We start from the raw sequence: 14,341 nt of genomic DNA, 5'->3' as shown, positions 1-14,341 counted from the left end.
CCTGACGGTCGGGGACAACGGCGTGGGCATTCCGTCCGGCGGCCGTCGCAGCGGGCTGCGCAACATGGCCGAGCGGGCGGAACAGCTGGGCGGACGGTTCGAGGTGAGCAGCCCCGACGGCGGTGGCGCGCTGCTGACCTGGCGGGTGCCGTTGCCGGCGTCGTAGGACGGCATCCGAGCCCCCTACGCGACACCGAACTGGGCATCGCGAAAGGCTTGAAACGCTGATGCGTTTCAACTCCCGGACGTCGTCCCCCGTGGCCCGGCTCGTCGGTCGAGTGATCACGGCGGCGACACGACGACACGACGACACGACACCGACAGGAAGGAATGCGAGCAGGGGCACGAGGGCCACTACGCATCGGCCGCCGTAAGTCGGCAGTCCACGCCAACCACGCCCTCGACACCCCGCACGAGACGGACGGCGAGCGGAATCCGGTCGGCGTCCGGCACTCGTCCGGTCAGCGTGGCGACGCCCTCGGTGACCATGATGTGCACGGGCTCGACCGGAGCCGGGAAGAGGACGTCGACCACGTCCCGCCGGATGTCGTCGGCGAGGTCCTTGTCCGGGCGCAGGAACACCTTGAGCAGGTCGCCGCGGCTGACAACGCCTTCGAGCAGACCCTCGGCGTTCACCACGGGAAGCCGCTTGACGTTGCGCAGGGCCATGATGCGGGCTGCCTCGGCGAGCGTGGCGTCGGCGTGGACGGTCACGGCCGGGGCGCTCATCAGCTCCTCCGCGGTCACGGCCCCGGCCTTGGCCATGTCGGACAGCCGACGCAGCTGGGTGAAGCGGTCCGGATCGCGGTCCCGGAACTCCTCCTTGGGCAGCAGATCGGCCTCGGACACGACCCCGATCACCCGGCCGTCGCCCTCCAGCACCGGCATGGCACTGACCTTCCACTGGTTCATGCGCTCGACGATCTCCTTGAACAGAGCCTCGCGGCCCACCGCGACGACGGCGTGCGTCATCACGTCGCTCACTCGATGCGGGCTGCTGTGCATGCTGTCCTCCTCGCAGGGCTGGGCGGTCACGTCAGGCCACCGCTGCCGTAGGGGGCGTAGAGGTCGAGCAGCCGGACCCGGGAGGCTTGCAGCCGCTGCGCGACCACTCGCCCGACCCAGACCGCGATCGCCCGGCCGAACTCGGGGTCGGCGGCACACATCTCCCGGACCGCCTCGGCATCGAACTCCCAGGCCCGCACGGGGCTCGTCGCCTCCGCGCCCAGGTGCCAGACGTACGGCGGGAAGTGCCAGGACCAGCCGACCAGTTCGCCGTGCCCGAGCGACTCGACGACGGCGGGACGGCGGCCGGGCACACGCAGGTCGAGGGCGACGGTCCCGGTCCGCACGATCCAGAAGCGGTCGGCACGCCGACCCTCCTCGAACAGGTGGGTCCCGGCCTCGAAGGAGACCTCGCGGGCGAGGCGCATCAGCCGCTCGCGGTGCTCGGGCTCCAGAGCCGTGGTCATGGTGGTGGCGGAGGTCATCGCACCGGCTCCCTTCATGTTTTCTGCTTCCAGCGTGGGCGCGTCCGCGCCCCGCCGCCACGGGCCGCTCGGATCCGACGAGGGCCCTTCGGCCCATGGGGCCGGTATCCGTCGACCCGCACGCGGAAGCGCCCGCTGTGGAGGGAGAGGCACCGTGTGCGTCTCCACGCGCATCGCGATCGTCGCCGTCGGCGGCGCGTCCCGGCAGGCTGTGGGACCACACGGAGCCGACCGTGATCCTGGAAGCGGCGCAACCCCGCCCGAGTCACCCGGGCCGGATCCACCGTGCACGGGGAACCCGATGCGGCCGCGGTGCTGCGCGACCGAATCGATCGCCAACCGGGCTGGACGGCCCGCTGAACGAAGACGCAGCAGGACCCGGCCTGTCATCGGCCGGGTCCTGTCGTCGTGGAACAGTTCAGTAGTGCAGGGACCGCCCAGACGGCGTCCGCAGATCCTGAGGCTCAACGGCCCTCTCGAACGCGGGGCGGGCCGGGACGAGCGGCTCGCGCAGGATCAGGAGCCACCCTTCGCGCCTGTCGCCGTCTTCGAGTAAGCGTCGTGCCAGGCGGCCTTGGCGCCGGAGTCGCCGATCCGGTAGACATCCACCACCGCCCCCACTGCAACGGCGAGCGAGAGCACGCCCACGACGATGCGTACAGGGAGGGCGGACCAGCGCCTGCCGGCGCTCTGTCCAGGCTCCGCAGGGGCGCGCCGTCCCGCCCACCAGACGACCGCTGCCAGCGCGAACAGGCCCAAGGCCCAGGGCAGCAGCCCGTCGCCCAGCTCGGTGTGCCGACGTACCAGCGCGTCGTCGTCCACATGCCGTTCGAGCCACTCGCCGGCGTGGGTCGTCAGCGGCACACTGATCAGAGCGATCAGAGCCAGCAGCGGCAACAGCGGACCCAACCGCCGGGCGGCGCGCGGCCACAGCGCGGCTGTGACCAGGGTCAGCGCGGTCAGAGGTATCAACACCACGACCACATGGACCAGCAGGACATGGGTGGGCAGACCGTTGACCAGATTCATCGAGGCGCTCCTGAGGGGTGGGGGCCGTCAGCCTGGCACAGCAACCTCTCAGTTACCTCTGAGGCAGGGTCGAAGGGGTGGGACGGGGTGCCGTAGCGGACCCGTGACGACGTCATGGGCCGTGACGGCGCCACCTCCGGCGGCAGGTCCCGGTGATCTCACTGGGCCAGCGAGAAGTAGCTCTCCTCCTCCTGCGTGAAGTGCAGGCGGAGGACGGTGTGCAGCCCGTACAGGCAGGAGCGCAGGTCGTCCAGCTGGCCGGGGGCCAGACCACCCTCGGCGTGAGCCAGCCGCAGGTGGGTGGCGATGCGGCGGGAGAGGCGTTCGATCTCGGTGTGGGCCCGGCTCATGGTGACCGTGGCCTCCGGGCCGCCGAGAGCGGGGGCGAGGGCCGGGTAGAGCTCGTGCTCCTCGGCGTACTCGTGGGGCAGCAGCCGTTCGGTGAGCAGCCGGTGCGCCTCCTCGACGGCGGCCAGGGCCTGGGGCCCGGGACCGTCGGAGAGGTGATCGGCGGCACCGCGCACCGCTTCGAGCACGTTCTGGAGGTCGTCGTGTTCGGAGGCGAAGCGGTGGATGAGTGCCTCGGCAGCGGGCGTCAGCGCCGGTCGCGTGGCCTGGCCGACGCGCAGTGCCCGCAGGGCGTTGAGGATGACAGCGACGTCGATGGCCTCCTGGAGCAGGGCACCGACGGCGGGCGGCAGCAGGCCGAACGCGGCCGCGGCCATCGCGGCCAGGGACATCGCCATCCCGCCCAGAGCACTCTGCACGGCGATCCGCCGCGCCCGTACGGCGATGAAGACGGCGTCGGCGAGCCGGTCCACACGATCGGTGGTCAGCACGATGTCGGCGGCCTCCGAGGAGGCGGTGGAGCCGCGTGCACCCATCGCCACACCGATGTCCGCGGCGGCCAGGGCGGGAGCGTCGTTCACGCCGTCGCCCACCATGACGGTGATCGCGCGTTCCCGTTCGGCCCGTACGACGGCGACCTTGCCGGCCGGGTCGAGCCCGGAGCGGACGCCGTCCAGACCGAGGACGGCGCCCACCTCACGGGCGGGCTCCGCGCGGTCGCCCGTCAGCATCAGCAGCCGCTCGATGCCCGCGGTCCGCAGGTGGCGCAGGGTGCGCGGGGCGTCAGGGCGCAGGGGATCCCGGAGCAGCACCGCACCCGCCGGACACCCGTCGACGGCCAGCCAGGCCACGGCAGCACCGTCGAGAAGCGCCCGGTTGTCCACCGCCCTCGACCAGGACGGCCGGGCGCCGGACGCGTCGATGCGGCCGACGGACACCCGGTGCCCGTCCACGACGCCCGCAGCACCCCGGCCCGGCTTCTCGGCGACATCGGACGGGACCGACAGGACCAGGTTCCGTTCGTGCGCGGTGTCGACGATCGCCTCGGCCAGGACGTGGGGCGAGTACTGGTCCAGTGACGCGGCCAGCCTCAGCACCTCCGCCGGCTGCCACCCCGGTGCGGCGACCACGTCGAGGACGCGCGGGCGGCCGCGGGTGAGGGTGCCGGTCTTGTCGAGCAGCAGGGTGCGGGCCCGACCCAGGTTCTCCAGGGCGCCACCGTCACGCATGACGACTCCCAGGCGTGAGGCGCGGGAGATCCCGGAGACGATGGCCACCGGCGCGGCCAGCAGCAGGGGACACGGGGTGGCGACCACCAGCACCGCGACCGCACGTACCGCCGAGCCACTGAGCAGCCAGGCCAGCCCCGCCACCACCAGGGTGAGCGGAAGGAACCAGGCCGCGTAGCGGTCGGCCAGCCGCACCACGGGTGCGGACTCGGCCCCGGCCTGCCTGGCCAGTCGCACGATTCCGGCGTACGTGCTGTCCTGCTCGGTCGCCGCGGCTCGCAACTCGAAGGCGCCGCCGGCATTGACCACCCCGCTGCGGACGGTGTCGCCCGCCGCCCGTTCGACGTTCAGGGACTCGCCGGTGAGTACGGACTCGTCGAGGTTGGCCGGGGCCCCCTCCACCCGCCCGTCCACCGGGACGACCTCGCCCGGACCCACGACAAGCAGGTCACCTACGGCGACCGCGGCCAGTGGAACGGTGGCGACTCCGTCGGCGGTCCGGCGCCGCGCGGAGCGGGGCGCACGTTCCAGCAGCGCCCGCAGATCGTGCGAGGCCCGCCGCTGGGCTGCCGCCTCCAGCGTGCGGCCGGTCGCGAGCATCAGCGCGATGAGCGCACCGGCCAGGTATTCGTGGACGGCAAGGGTGCCGCCGAGAGCGAGAACCGCGATCAGGTCGACCCCCGCGCGGCCGTGGCGGAGTGCGGCGACCACCCAGCCCGCCGCCGGTGCCACCGCGGACAGGGTGCCCAGGCCCCACAGGAGGTCGGCGAGACGCTCGTCACCGGCGAGCCAGGCGGCACCCCCTGCGGCCAGGGCCGCCGCCGTGATGACCAGGAGGGTCGGTTCCAGCCGTGGCGGGGCGACCGCTCTGGTCACAGAGCGCAGCCGTGTGGCGAAGGCGGAGCGGTTCATGGCCACCTCTGTCCGTTCGACGTCGTTGCCCGCGGTCCGGTCCCGGTCCATCAGACCTCGGCCGGCTGAGCCCGTGGCAGGGGACGAACGGCTCTTCCTCCAGGGCCGTACGGACGCCGCTCGGGTCTGCGCGTGTTTGTCGTCGCCTCCGGTCGCGATGTGGGCCCATCGGCCCCCAGCGTTGGCCTCACCGGCTCATGACGTGCTCCGCGGCCCGGGCGAGCGTGAGGAGCAGACACTTCGAGAGCCGCAGGCACCGGGCCCGTACTCCCGGGGTCCTCGAGGAGGTGAGTCATCGTGATGATCTGGTACGACCACGGTGACACCCGACCGCTCGGGCCCACTCCCGAGCAGCTCCTTTCCGAACACTTCGCCCGAGGCGAGATGGACGAGGACGAGTACCGCCGTCGCCTGACCGTCCTGGGGCGAACCACCCGTGACGTTCCCCGGCTCGGCCGGAGCTGATCGGCAGGAGGCAGCCGTGGACGAGAGGCTTTCCGTGGGCGCCCTGATGGGCGAGGCGCCGTACTCGATCAGCGAGGACGAGACCCTTCTCATGGCCTGGGAGGTGGTGGAGCGGTCCGGGCAGCGACATCTGCCGGTGGTTCGCCAGGACGGCTGCTGCGCCGGTGTGCTGGACCGCGCCGAGCTCGCCGTCGCGTGCGCGGACCCCGCGGTGACGCTGTCCCGCAGGAAGGTGCGCGACCTCGTGCGCGGGCGCCGCACCGTCACGGTCCATCCGGAGGAATCGACGCTCCACGCGGCAGCCGTGATGGCGGAGGAGGACATGGACGCGCTGCCGGTCACGGACGCGCACGGACGACTGACCGGCCTGCTCACGGCCCGGGACTACGTGGCCTCTGCCGCAGGTCTGCACAGCCGCGCCAGGCCGGTCGGCCAGGGCCCCGCACGGGCCACCCTGCCCGGGCTGCCACCTCGCCGCGCAGCGAGGGAGCACGGGATCGTGATTCCGTAGGAGGGACGAGTGGCCCGGTCCCTGGACTACGCCAGGCCGTGGCACAGAGCGGTTGGGCTCAGGTGTGAGCCGCGTATCCAGGAAGGAAGGCTGACGTCATGGTCTGGGCATCTTGGACCACCCCCGGGGTCTTCAGCGGCCGGGGCGGCGCATGTACCGACGAGGCGGGGGTCGTGACCGGCGACCTGACCGTCCACACCACCTGGGACGGCAACGAAGCCGACGTGACCGTCCAGTACACCGGCACCTCCGAATGGTTCACCCTGACGGGAAGCCCTGTTCCCTGCCATTCGGAGCAGCAGAGCCGGGATCTGCACCAGTCGGTGGTGGCGGCCGTCAGAGCAGGTGGCGGGGTCACCATTGAACAGGGGCGCGTCAAGGAGACAACCTGATCCGGCGACGGACCTGGTTGGTCAGCGGCTACGTCGCCCGACCACGAGCTGGGGGGATTCACCCGTCTGGCGTAAGCGTCGCCAGGGGCGAACACACCGGGTAGGCGCGGTGGGAGCCCAGCTTCACCCTGATGATGTGGCCGGCTGCTCGGCACGCCGACAGCCGGCATGAGGGATCACGTACGAGGTCCGGGACGTGTCACTCGGGGGCTGGCGTGTTGTCGAGCACGAGTGCCGGGTCGGGGTCGTTGGCGTTGAAGGTGCGGCGGTAGGCGGCGGGTGAGACCCCGAAGGCCGTTCTCATGTGCGCACGCAGGGAGTTGGCGGTGCCGAAGCCGGCCCGGTGTGCGACCAGGTCGATCGGCAGGTCGGTGGTTTCCAGCAGCTGCTTGGCCAGTTCGAGGCGTTGCGCGGTGAGCCATTGCACCGGGGTCATGCCGACCTCGTCGCGGAACCGGCGCGTGAAGGTGCGCAGGCTCATCCGGGCGTGTTCGGCGAGCTGGGTGAGGGTCAGCGGTTCGTCGAGGTGTTCGAGGGCCCAGGCGCGGGTGGCGGTGGTGCTGGCGGTGGTGGGTTCGGGGACGGGACGGTCGATGTACTGGGCTTGTCCGCCGTCTCGCCAGGGAGGTACGACGCACATGCGGGCGGCCCGGTTGGCGGCGGCTGCGCCGTGGTCGCGGCGGATCATGTGCAGGCACAGGTCGACTCCGGCGGCGACGCCGGCGGAGGTGAGTACGTCGCCGTCGTCGACGAAGAGGACGTCCTCGTCGACCTTGACGTTGGGGTAGGCGCGGCGGAACTCGGGGGCCAGGTTCCAGTGGGTGGTGGCCGGCCGGCCGTCGAGCAGTCCGGCTGCGGCGAGCACGTAGGACCCGGTGCAGATGGACACGAGTCGGGTGCCGGGGCGGATGCGGCCGATGGCGGCGGTGACGTCGGCGGGCAGGGGACCACCCCGGCCCAGTTCGGGCATGGCGTGGGTGGGCGGGAGGATCACGGTGTCCGCGGCAGCCAGGGCCTCGGGTCCGGCGGCGGGCTGCACGGTGAAGCCGGCGTCGCTGAGCACGGGGGCGCCGTCGGCCGTGCAGACGGTGACGTCGTAGAGCGGGCGGCCCTCGGCGTCCTCCGCACTGCCGAAGACGCGAGAGGGGATGCCGAGCTCGAAGGGCGGGACGCCGGGCAGAGCGAGGACGGCGATCCGGTGCCGCCGGGGCGTCTCCCTCGCCCGGTTCCGCTCGTCCTCCATGATCGTCCCCTGCACATCACTCATGGCCAGATCCTGTCACACAGTGGCCAAACGGCCAACACCACGATGAGTCGGGGTGCCGGATCGTGGACTGCGTCGCGCCGGGGACGTCCTGGCGACGAGCCGATCGAGACGAAAGAGCGAGGCGGACAGCATGCGTGCGGTGGTCGTGGAGCAGTGGGGCGGACCCGAGAACCTGGTCGAGCGCGAGGTCGAGCGCCCCGAGCCGGGACTGGGTGAGGTCCTGGTGCGGGTGCACGCGGCCGGGGTGAACCCGGTGGACTGGAAGACCCGTGCCAGCGGGGCCCTGATCGAGTGGGGTGCCGTCCCGGTGGTGGGCTGGGACGTGTCCGGCACGGTCGCGGCCGTCGGGCCCGGTGTGGGGGTGTTCCGAGTCGGTGACGAGGTCTTCGGAATGCCGCGGTTCCCGCGCCAGGCGGGCGGCTACGCCGAGTACGTGGTGGCGCCGGCCCGGCATCTCGCCCCGAAGCCGACGGGCCTGTCCCACGTGGAGGCGGCGGCGCTGCCGCTCGCCGCGCTGACCGCCTGGCAGGCCCTGGTGGACGCGGCCCAGGTGCGTCCCGGCGAGCGCGTGCTCGTGCACGCCGCGGCCGGCGGGGTGGGCCACCTCGCGGTGCAGATCGCCAAGGCCCGCGGCGCGTACGTGATCGGCACGGCCAGCGCCGGCAAGCACGACCTGGTGCGACAGCTGGGCGCGGACGAGGTGGTCGACTACCGGTCGGTGCGGTTCGAGGACGTCGTGGGCGACATCGACGTGGTGCTGGACGGGCTCGGCGGCGAGACGGCCGAGCGCTCCCTGAAGGTGCTCAGGGCCGGCGGCCGGCTGATCACCCTGCCCGGCCCGGACGATGTGCCCGCCGCCCAGGACGGGGTGCAGGCGGCGTGGGTCCTGGTCGAGCCGGACCACCTGGGCCTGCGCGAGATCGCCGCTCTGGTGGAGCAGCGTGCGCTGAGGCCGGTGGTCGAGACGGTCCTGCCGCTGAAGGAGGCCGCGAAGGCCCACGAGATCGGCGAGCAGGGCCGCACGACCGGAAAGATCGTCCTGACGGTCGCCTGATCCGATCCGATCCGATCCGATCCGATCCGATCCGATCCGATCCGCAGCCGCCGGGCGGCCGTGTGACCCGGACGCGTCCCACGGAGATCGTGGGGGGGGGCGGCACACAAGTGACGACACTCCCACGACACGCCGCTTCCCCATCCGCGACGCCGCCTACCCCAGTCGTTGGGGACAACGGCCAGTCGTTTGTGACAACGACTGACTGGGCATTGCACCGGCCGCCCTCTACTCTCTGTGCCCGACCTCGGCCTCTTCCCCCAAGGAGGGCGTACGAAGATGAGACGTGGAACGGACGGTACTGGCTTACGGCGTTCGGTCTGGTTGCCCTGATCCTCGCTGTCGCGGCCATGGCGACCGGCAGCGGCCCTGCACAGGCGGCCCCGGCCGGCCGGGCCTCGGCCGCGACGGTGGACCTGTCGCGATGGATGGGCGACATGCACGGATATCTCGACAACCAGCCGCTCAACCGCGTCGCGATGCCCGGCAGCCACGACTCCGGCAGCTGGAGCATCCCGGCCGACCCCGCCCTGTGCACCAGCGGCTGGTCCTACAACGTCGCCAAGCTCGATTCGCGGCTGGCCGCCAGCATCTCGCGGGCCCAGAGCGACAGCCTCACCGACCAGCTCAACGAGGGCGCCCGCTACCTCGACCTGCGGCTGTGCTTCGAGGGCGGGCGGTGGAGGACCTTTCACGGCGCTCCGATGGGAGGGCAGTTCTTCGACGACGCCTCGGGTGAGGCGGCCTCCCTCAAGCGCTGGATCGACGAGCACCCTTCGGAAGTCGTCATCGTCAGTGTGTCGGCTGCCGTGCCGGCGGGCACCGACGCCGCGGAGCCGGTGACCAGGTTGCGGGACCTGTTCGGCTCCCGTGTCGCGCTGCGGACCGAACTGTCCCCGGTCTCCACCTACGGTGACTTCGTGAAGGCCAAGAAGAACGTCGTGCTCGTCGACTCCTCGGCGGCGGTCGACCAGCCCTGGGCCTGGCACGCGGACAGCGTCTCCGACCGTGGCAGCTACCCGGCAGGAGACCCGTCCTGGCGGGAGATCCTCAAGGCCTTCTTCAGCGGAAGCCCGCCGCAGCGGATCTACGACCAGACGCTGTCCCTCAACCAGGCGGCCCTCGCCCGCGACCCCGGGACGGACGCCGGCCGGTTCTTCGTGCTGTCGAGCATCGTCCAGCCGGATCTGCAGATACCGCAGCTGTTCCTGATCCGGTTGCTCTCGCCGTTCTTTCCGGCGTCCGTCCGGGACAACTACCTCATGTACCTCGCCAATGGTCTGAACCCCCAGCTGGTCACCAAGCTGAGGACGGACTGGCGGGCGCCTGAGCCGGCCCGCAACATGAACATCGTGTCGGTTGACGACCTGGGCCACCGGCCGCAGGGCGACCTTCAGCGTGCCGTCATCGACATCAACACGCTTCCTGCCCGGACTGCTGTCATGCCGACCGCGTAATCCGCGCCCTCAGCCGCAATCCGCCGGGACACCTCGGATCTGAGTTCGTCGGCACCGGCTCGGGGGTCGTTTTCCGGCATCACCCGGAGGGCCGAAGGCAGGAGCCCGAGTGGCGGTACTGCGGCCGCTTTCGGACAGTAGGAACCATGAACCGTCACCGACGCCCGCACCGTCGGGCCCCGTGGATCGCGGGCGGTGCCGCCGTGCTCATCATCGGCGGCGTCGGCGTCTGGGCGTTGGTGACGCCGGACCATGGCACGCCCCGCCCGCCGCCGTCGGGTATGACACAGCCCACGCCGACACGTACGCCGACGCCGACACGTACGCCGTCGCCGACACGTACGCCGACGGCGACGCCGACCCCCCGGCCCCGCCAGTCGGCACCGTCGCCCAGCCGGCCCCAGCCGACGCTGGGCACAACGACAGCTGCCCCGTTGCCCCCACCGAAGCCGGAGGTGACACAGAGGCAGCCCTCGGCCCCGAGGCCGTCGGCGACGACGGCGCCACCGAAGTCCACACCCGCGTCACCGCCGTCATCGCCGCTGTCCCCGTCACCACCGCCACCATCTCCGTCACGGCCATCACCCTCATCGCCGCCGTCCCCCTCATCGTCCTCATCGCCTCCGTCACGGCTGACATCACCGTCGACCCGGTGGTACACGAGTCCGGCGGCAACAGCTGCTGCTCAGCGCATGGCCGCAGCCAAAGTGGTCGGCGACCCTGCCTGCTCGCTGTCAGCCGTCGGCCAGCCAGATCCGGCATTGCTCCCAGGGGGCCTCACAGCGGTGGGCACCGGGCAGGCCGGCAGCTACTGGTGCCTGATCTGGTAGCGCCTCGCGGCCTTACCGCCATTCGGGTGTCTGGTGCCAGGTCAGGCCGGTGGCCGCGTGGCCTGGAGCGTGCCCATGGGACCGGGCTGGGGGGAGAGAGCGGTGACCGCCGCGACAGGAGCTATGAGGAGGGTCTGCTCGCCGGCGATGGGGGGACGACCGTGTCCGCGAGGCGCCTCGTTCTCTGACAGCCGCTCAGCTCCTTGCGCAGTCGCCCGCTGCCGAATGGGTGACGATAAATCAGATAATCATCATCTGTATCCATTTCGATGTAACTCTCCTTTTTTTCATGGCATTTGATGTGTATTCAACGGGCCGGGCGGGTGCACTTCGATCCCTCGTTCGGCCCCTTGGGGGCATTTTTCCGATATGTGCGACAGGGTGGCCATGGAGATAGTGAGTGCGTTGAGTCCCGTGCCGACTGCCCCGGCCGACCCTTCTCAGACAGGAGAAGTTGCATGCGCAAGACCCGGTCCACCGCTGTCACCGCGGCCGCCGTGGCCCTGGCCGCGGGCGGCATCACCTACGCCTCGGCCTACTCCGGGCCGACAGCCCATGCGCCGGCAGCCCACGCGCCAGGCGCCCACGCTTCGATCGCCCATGCGCCGGCGGCCCCGCAACCGAATGCCACCGGCGATTCTTTCCTCGGCACGGGCACGGGCACGGGCGCCGACACCGACACTGGTGCCGGCGGCGTTCCCGGGCCCGACACCGGCACTGGCGGGGCTCCCGGTACCGGCGGCGCTCCCGGCACCGGCGGTGGCACCGGCACCGGCACTGGCGGCGGCAACGTTGGTGGCAACGGCGTTATCGGTGGCACTGGCGTCATTGGTGGCACCGGTGTCATCGGTGGCACCGGCGTCGTTGGCGGGACCAGTGCCGGAAAGGGCAATGAGGGCGTCATCGGTGTCGGGGGGATTTCCGGCAACGTGGGTAACGTGCGCCGTAACAACGAGGGCAACAGGGGCCACGAGGAGAGGGAGGAGGAAGGCCGGATCCAGATCAACGAGCGGACGTACAGCAGCCACCCGGGTGACTGCATCGCCGTGGTCCTCCTGAACGACGCCACGTCCTTGAACGTCCGCAACGACAGCCGTCGTGCCGTCGAGGTGTTCGACGGGCCCGTCTGCGACAGCGGTGCTCCCGTCGCCGTGGTTGGGCCCCATGACGAAGCCTTCGGCGTGCCCGTGACACCCCCCGCCCCCGGCACCTTGGCCAGCTTCTGGGTGATCGACGAGCGTCGTCGTGGTCGGGATGATCGGGACAAGGGGGATGACTGGTGAGCCGGTGCAGGAGGCCGAACGGGCCTGGTGCGCGCTGTCCGCGGACGGGAGCCCGTTCGCCGGTGAACGCCACCGGATGAGCCGGATGTGATGCCTGTACCTCACTGCTGCCAGGCACCCAGCCGGCTACGCAGACGCTGTCCCGCGCATGTATGACGAGCGAATGTCACGCAGCACCCGGCACCTGCCCGCGCCTCCACCCCTGGGCGACGGGTCTTGTCCCACACCGGGCCGACAAGCGCCGACACAACCGCCCAGTCACCTCTTCCCGTTCCGAAGGACGCCGCGACGCCCCGGGCCGTAGGCCGTTGGGCGTCGCGGTGTGCCAGTCGTCGTTTCCGGCCGGGTGTCAGTCGAGGGTGGGGTAGTCGGTGTAGCCGGTGTGGTCGCCGCCGAAGGAGGTGGCGCGGTCCGGGGTGTTGAAGGGGCCGCCCTGCTTGAGGCGGGTGGGGAGGTCGGGGTTGGCGAGGAAGAGGCCGCCGTAGGCGATGAGGTCGGCGGTGCCGTCGTCGATCAGCTTCAGTTCCTCGGGACCGGTGGGTTCCATGCCGGTGAAGGGGTTGAGGATGAAGGTGGTGGGCCAGGCCTTGCGCAGGCGCAGGGTGAGGTCGCGGACTTCGGGGGCTTCCATCTGGTGGAGGTAGGCCAGGCCGAGGGGGGCGAGGGCGTCGACGAGGGCGGTGTAGGTGGCGTCGACGTCGGTGCGGTCGGTTTCGGCGATGTCGTTGTAGGGATTGGCGGGGGAGATACGGAAGCCCGTCTTGTCGGCTCCGATCGCCTCGGCGACGGCTTTGGCGGTCTCCACCGCGAAGCGGATGCGGTTCTCGGGGGCGCCGCCCCACGCGTCGGTGCGGGTGTTGGAGTTGGGGGCGAGGAACTGGTGGATGAGGTAGCCGTTGGCGCCGTGGAGTTCCACGCCGTCGAAGCCGGCCTCCACCGCATTACGGGCGGCCGTGGCGTAGTCGGCGATCGTGGCCTGGATCTCGTCCTCGGTGAGTTCCTGCGGGGTGACGAAGTCCTGAGGGCCGGTGTGGGTGTAGACCTGGCCCTTGGCCTTGACGGGGGAGGGGCCGACGGGGGTGAGGCCCATCAGGGAAGGGTGTCCGACGCGGCCGGTGTGCATGAGCTGCAGGTAGATCACGCCGCCCTTGGCGTGGACGGCGTCGGTGACCTTGCGCCAGGCGGTGATCTGCTCCTCGGAGTGGATGCCCGGGGTGTCGGGGTAGCCCTGGCCGATCACCGAGGGCTGGGTGCCTTCCGTGATGATCAGGCCGGCGCTCGCGCGCTGGGCGTAGTACTCGGCCATCAGTTCGGTCGCCGACTGGCCGGGGCCGTAGGCGCGGCTGCGGGTCATCGGTGCCATCACGATGCGGTTCGCCAGACGCTGGCCGCCCAGCTCGGTCGCTTCGAACGCCTTCGACACGATCATCATCCTTGCTCGCGAAACATGGGTCGCGTCGAGGGCGACCCCTTGTCGACAGACCCGGGCGCGTACAGCACCCGAGCTATTTACTGTCCGAACAAGTAAACCTCGGAATCTCATCCTGGCGCGCATGTGATCCCGATCACATGAGGATGGGGCTGGGCGTAAGCAGCAAGGGTTTTCGGTGTGAAGCTCAGCAATTGATGACGGGCCGCTCACTAGTTGGTCGACCATGGGATGGGATCTGATGGCAGATCTGTTGGTCGGCATCCGAGGTGGCACCGTAGGTGCGGGTGAACACCGGGCGAAGTGGGGCCGGTCCGCGCAGCCGATGTCGTCGGCCGCCGAAGATGGCGCTGCGCCTTCGCGCCACGCTGACCCTGGTCGCGTGGGGCCTCGGCTGCCTCACGCTGCAGTACGTGCTCGACCGCGTTGCCGCGCACGCCGGAGCCACCCCGCCGATGGCGGTACGGGACAACGGGTGACCAAGTAGGCGTTTCTCCCAGGCGGCTCGCGTTGTCTACAAGGGATCTGTGGTGTGCTGGCTGACCAGCGAGCGCGACCGCGGGATTCGGCAAGTGAGCGTACGGCAGCGGCTTCTGACGGAAGGGCTGCGTTCGTGACGGGAAGACGCCCGTGCGTCGGGGCGTC

The 14,341-nt window shown here is 71.0% G+C and carries 14 protein-coding genes; 7 read left to right on the top strand and 7 right to left on the bottom strand.

All coding sequences use genetic code 11. The features are described from left to right. Window positions 1-354: 354 nt before the first annotated feature. The 4 genes from ACIF83_RS41660 to ACIF83_RS41645 all read right to left on the bottom strand — a co-directional run bounded on the left by ACIF83_RS41660 (window position 355) and on the right by ACIF83_RS41645 (window position 5,008). The gene (locus ACIF83_RS41660; RefSeq protein WP_393484887.1) at window positions 355-1,005 is read right to left on the bottom strand and encodes a CBS domain-containing protein; all 651 of its coding nucleotides are present in this window, start codon (window positions 1,003-1,005) and stop codon (window positions 355-357) included. A gap of 26 nt (window positions 1,006-1,031) precedes the next feature. Then, on the bottom strand, window positions 1,032-1,490 hold the full coding sequence (locus ACIF83_RS41655) for a cyclic nucleotide-binding domain-containing protein (protein WP_398141687.1): 459 nt from the start codon (window positions 1,488-1,490) through the stop codon (window positions 1,032-1,034). A gap of 516 nt (window positions 1,491-2,006) precedes the next feature. Next, a complete protein-coding gene (locus ACIF83_RS41650; protein WP_393484885.1) occupies window positions 2,007-2,519 on the bottom strand; it encodes a DUF2231 domain-containing protein in 513 nt (170 codons plus the stop codon). Window positions 2,520-2,677: 158 nt separating this feature from the next. Next, a complete protein-coding gene (locus tag ACIF83_RS41645; protein ID WP_399735332.1) occupies window positions 2,678-5,008 on the bottom strand; it encodes a heavy metal translocating P-type ATPase in 2,331 nt (776 codons plus the stop codon). Window positions 5,009-5,305: 297 nt separating this feature from the next. On the opposite strand from ACIF83_RS41645, the gene ACIF83_RS41640 reads away from it, so the two are divergent. From ACIF83_RS41640 to ACIF83_RS41630, 3 genes are all read left to right on the top strand, one after another. Continuing rightward, complete coding sequence (locus ACIF83_RS41640) at window positions 5,306-5,473, top strand: hypothetical protein (RefSeq protein WP_398141684.1); 168 nt, start codon at window positions 5,306-5,308, stop codon at window positions 5,471-5,473. A 16-nt stretch (window positions 5,474-5,489) separates the two neighbouring features. Further along, window positions 5,490-5,984, top strand: coding sequence for an HPP family protein (locus ACIF83_RS41635; protein ID WP_393484882.1), 495 nt, complete (start codon window positions 5,490-5,492; stop codon window positions 5,982-5,984). Window positions 5,985-6,082: 98 nt separating this feature from the next. Further along, on the top strand, window positions 6,083-6,376 hold the full coding sequence (locus tag ACIF83_RS41630; protein WP_399735329.1) for a hypothetical protein: 294 nt from the start codon (window positions 6,083-6,085) through the stop codon (window positions 6,374-6,376). 199 nt (window positions 6,377-6,575) lie between these two features. On the opposite strand, the gene ACIF83_RS41625 is transcribed toward ACIF83_RS41630, so the two are convergent. Then, window positions 6,576-7,619 (bottom strand): GlxA family transcriptional regulator, encoded by a 1,044-nt coding sequence (locus ACIF83_RS41625; RefSeq protein WP_399735345.1) that lies wholly within the window; start codon window positions 7,617-7,619, stop codon window positions 6,576-6,578. Window positions 7,620-7,773: 154 nt separating this feature from the next. On the opposite strand from ACIF83_RS41625, the gene ACIF83_RS41620 reads away from it, so the two are divergent. After that, window positions 7,774-8,697: an NADP-dependent oxidoreductase gene (locus tag ACIF83_RS41620; RefSeq protein ID WP_399735326.1), complete on the top strand. Its 924-nt coding sequence runs from the start codon at window positions 7,774-7,776 to the stop codon at window positions 8,695-8,697. Between the two features lie 350 nt (window positions 8,698-9,047). Further along, window positions 9,048-10,154, top strand: coding sequence for a hypothetical protein (locus ACIF83_RS41615; protein WP_399735323.1), 1,107 nt, complete (start codon window positions 9,048-9,050; stop codon window positions 10,152-10,154). A gap of 154 nt (window positions 10,155-10,308) precedes the next feature. Here the strand turns inward: ACIF83_RS41615 and ACIF83_RS41610 are convergent, their stop codons facing one another. Then, a complete protein-coding gene (locus tag ACIF83_RS41610) occupies window positions 10,309-10,671 on the bottom strand; it encodes a hypothetical protein (RefSeq protein ID WP_398141682.1) in 363 nt (120 codons plus the stop codon). Window positions 10,672-11,442: 771 nt separating this feature from the next. Between ACIF83_RS41610 and ACIF83_RS41605 the strand changes: the two genes are divergently transcribed. After that, complete coding sequence (locus ACIF83_RS41605) at window positions 11,443-12,267, top strand: hypothetical protein (protein WP_399735320.1); 825 nt, start codon at window positions 11,443-11,445, stop codon at window positions 12,265-12,267. Window positions 12,268-12,616: 349 nt separating this feature from the next. On the opposite strand, the gene ACIF83_RS41600 is transcribed toward ACIF83_RS41605, so the two are convergent. Then, window positions 12,617-13,696 carry an alkene reductase gene (locus ACIF83_RS41600; RefSeq protein ID WP_399735342.1) on the bottom strand — a complete coding sequence of 360 codons (1,080 nt, stop codon included), beginning with the start codon at window positions 13,694-13,696 and terminating at the stop codon, window positions 12,617-12,619. A gap of 344 nt (window positions 13,697-14,040) precedes the next feature. Here ACIF83_RS41600 and ACIF83_RS41595 point away from each other — a divergent pair, with 344 nt between their 5' ends. Further along, window positions 14,041-14,175, top strand: coding sequence for a hypothetical protein (locus ACIF83_RS41595; protein ID WP_399735317.1), 135 nt, complete (start codon window positions 14,041-14,043; stop codon window positions 14,173-14,175). Window positions 14,176-14,341 lie beyond the last annotated feature (166 nt).

The organism is Streptomyces sp. NPDC085866, assembly GCF_044541035.1.
Classification (GTDB): Bacteria; Actinomycetota; Actinomycetes; order Streptomycetales; family Streptomycetaceae; genus Streptomyces.
Note: the sequence above shows the minus strand (reverse complement) of the source record. Positions and strands in the feature narration are given on the sequence as shown.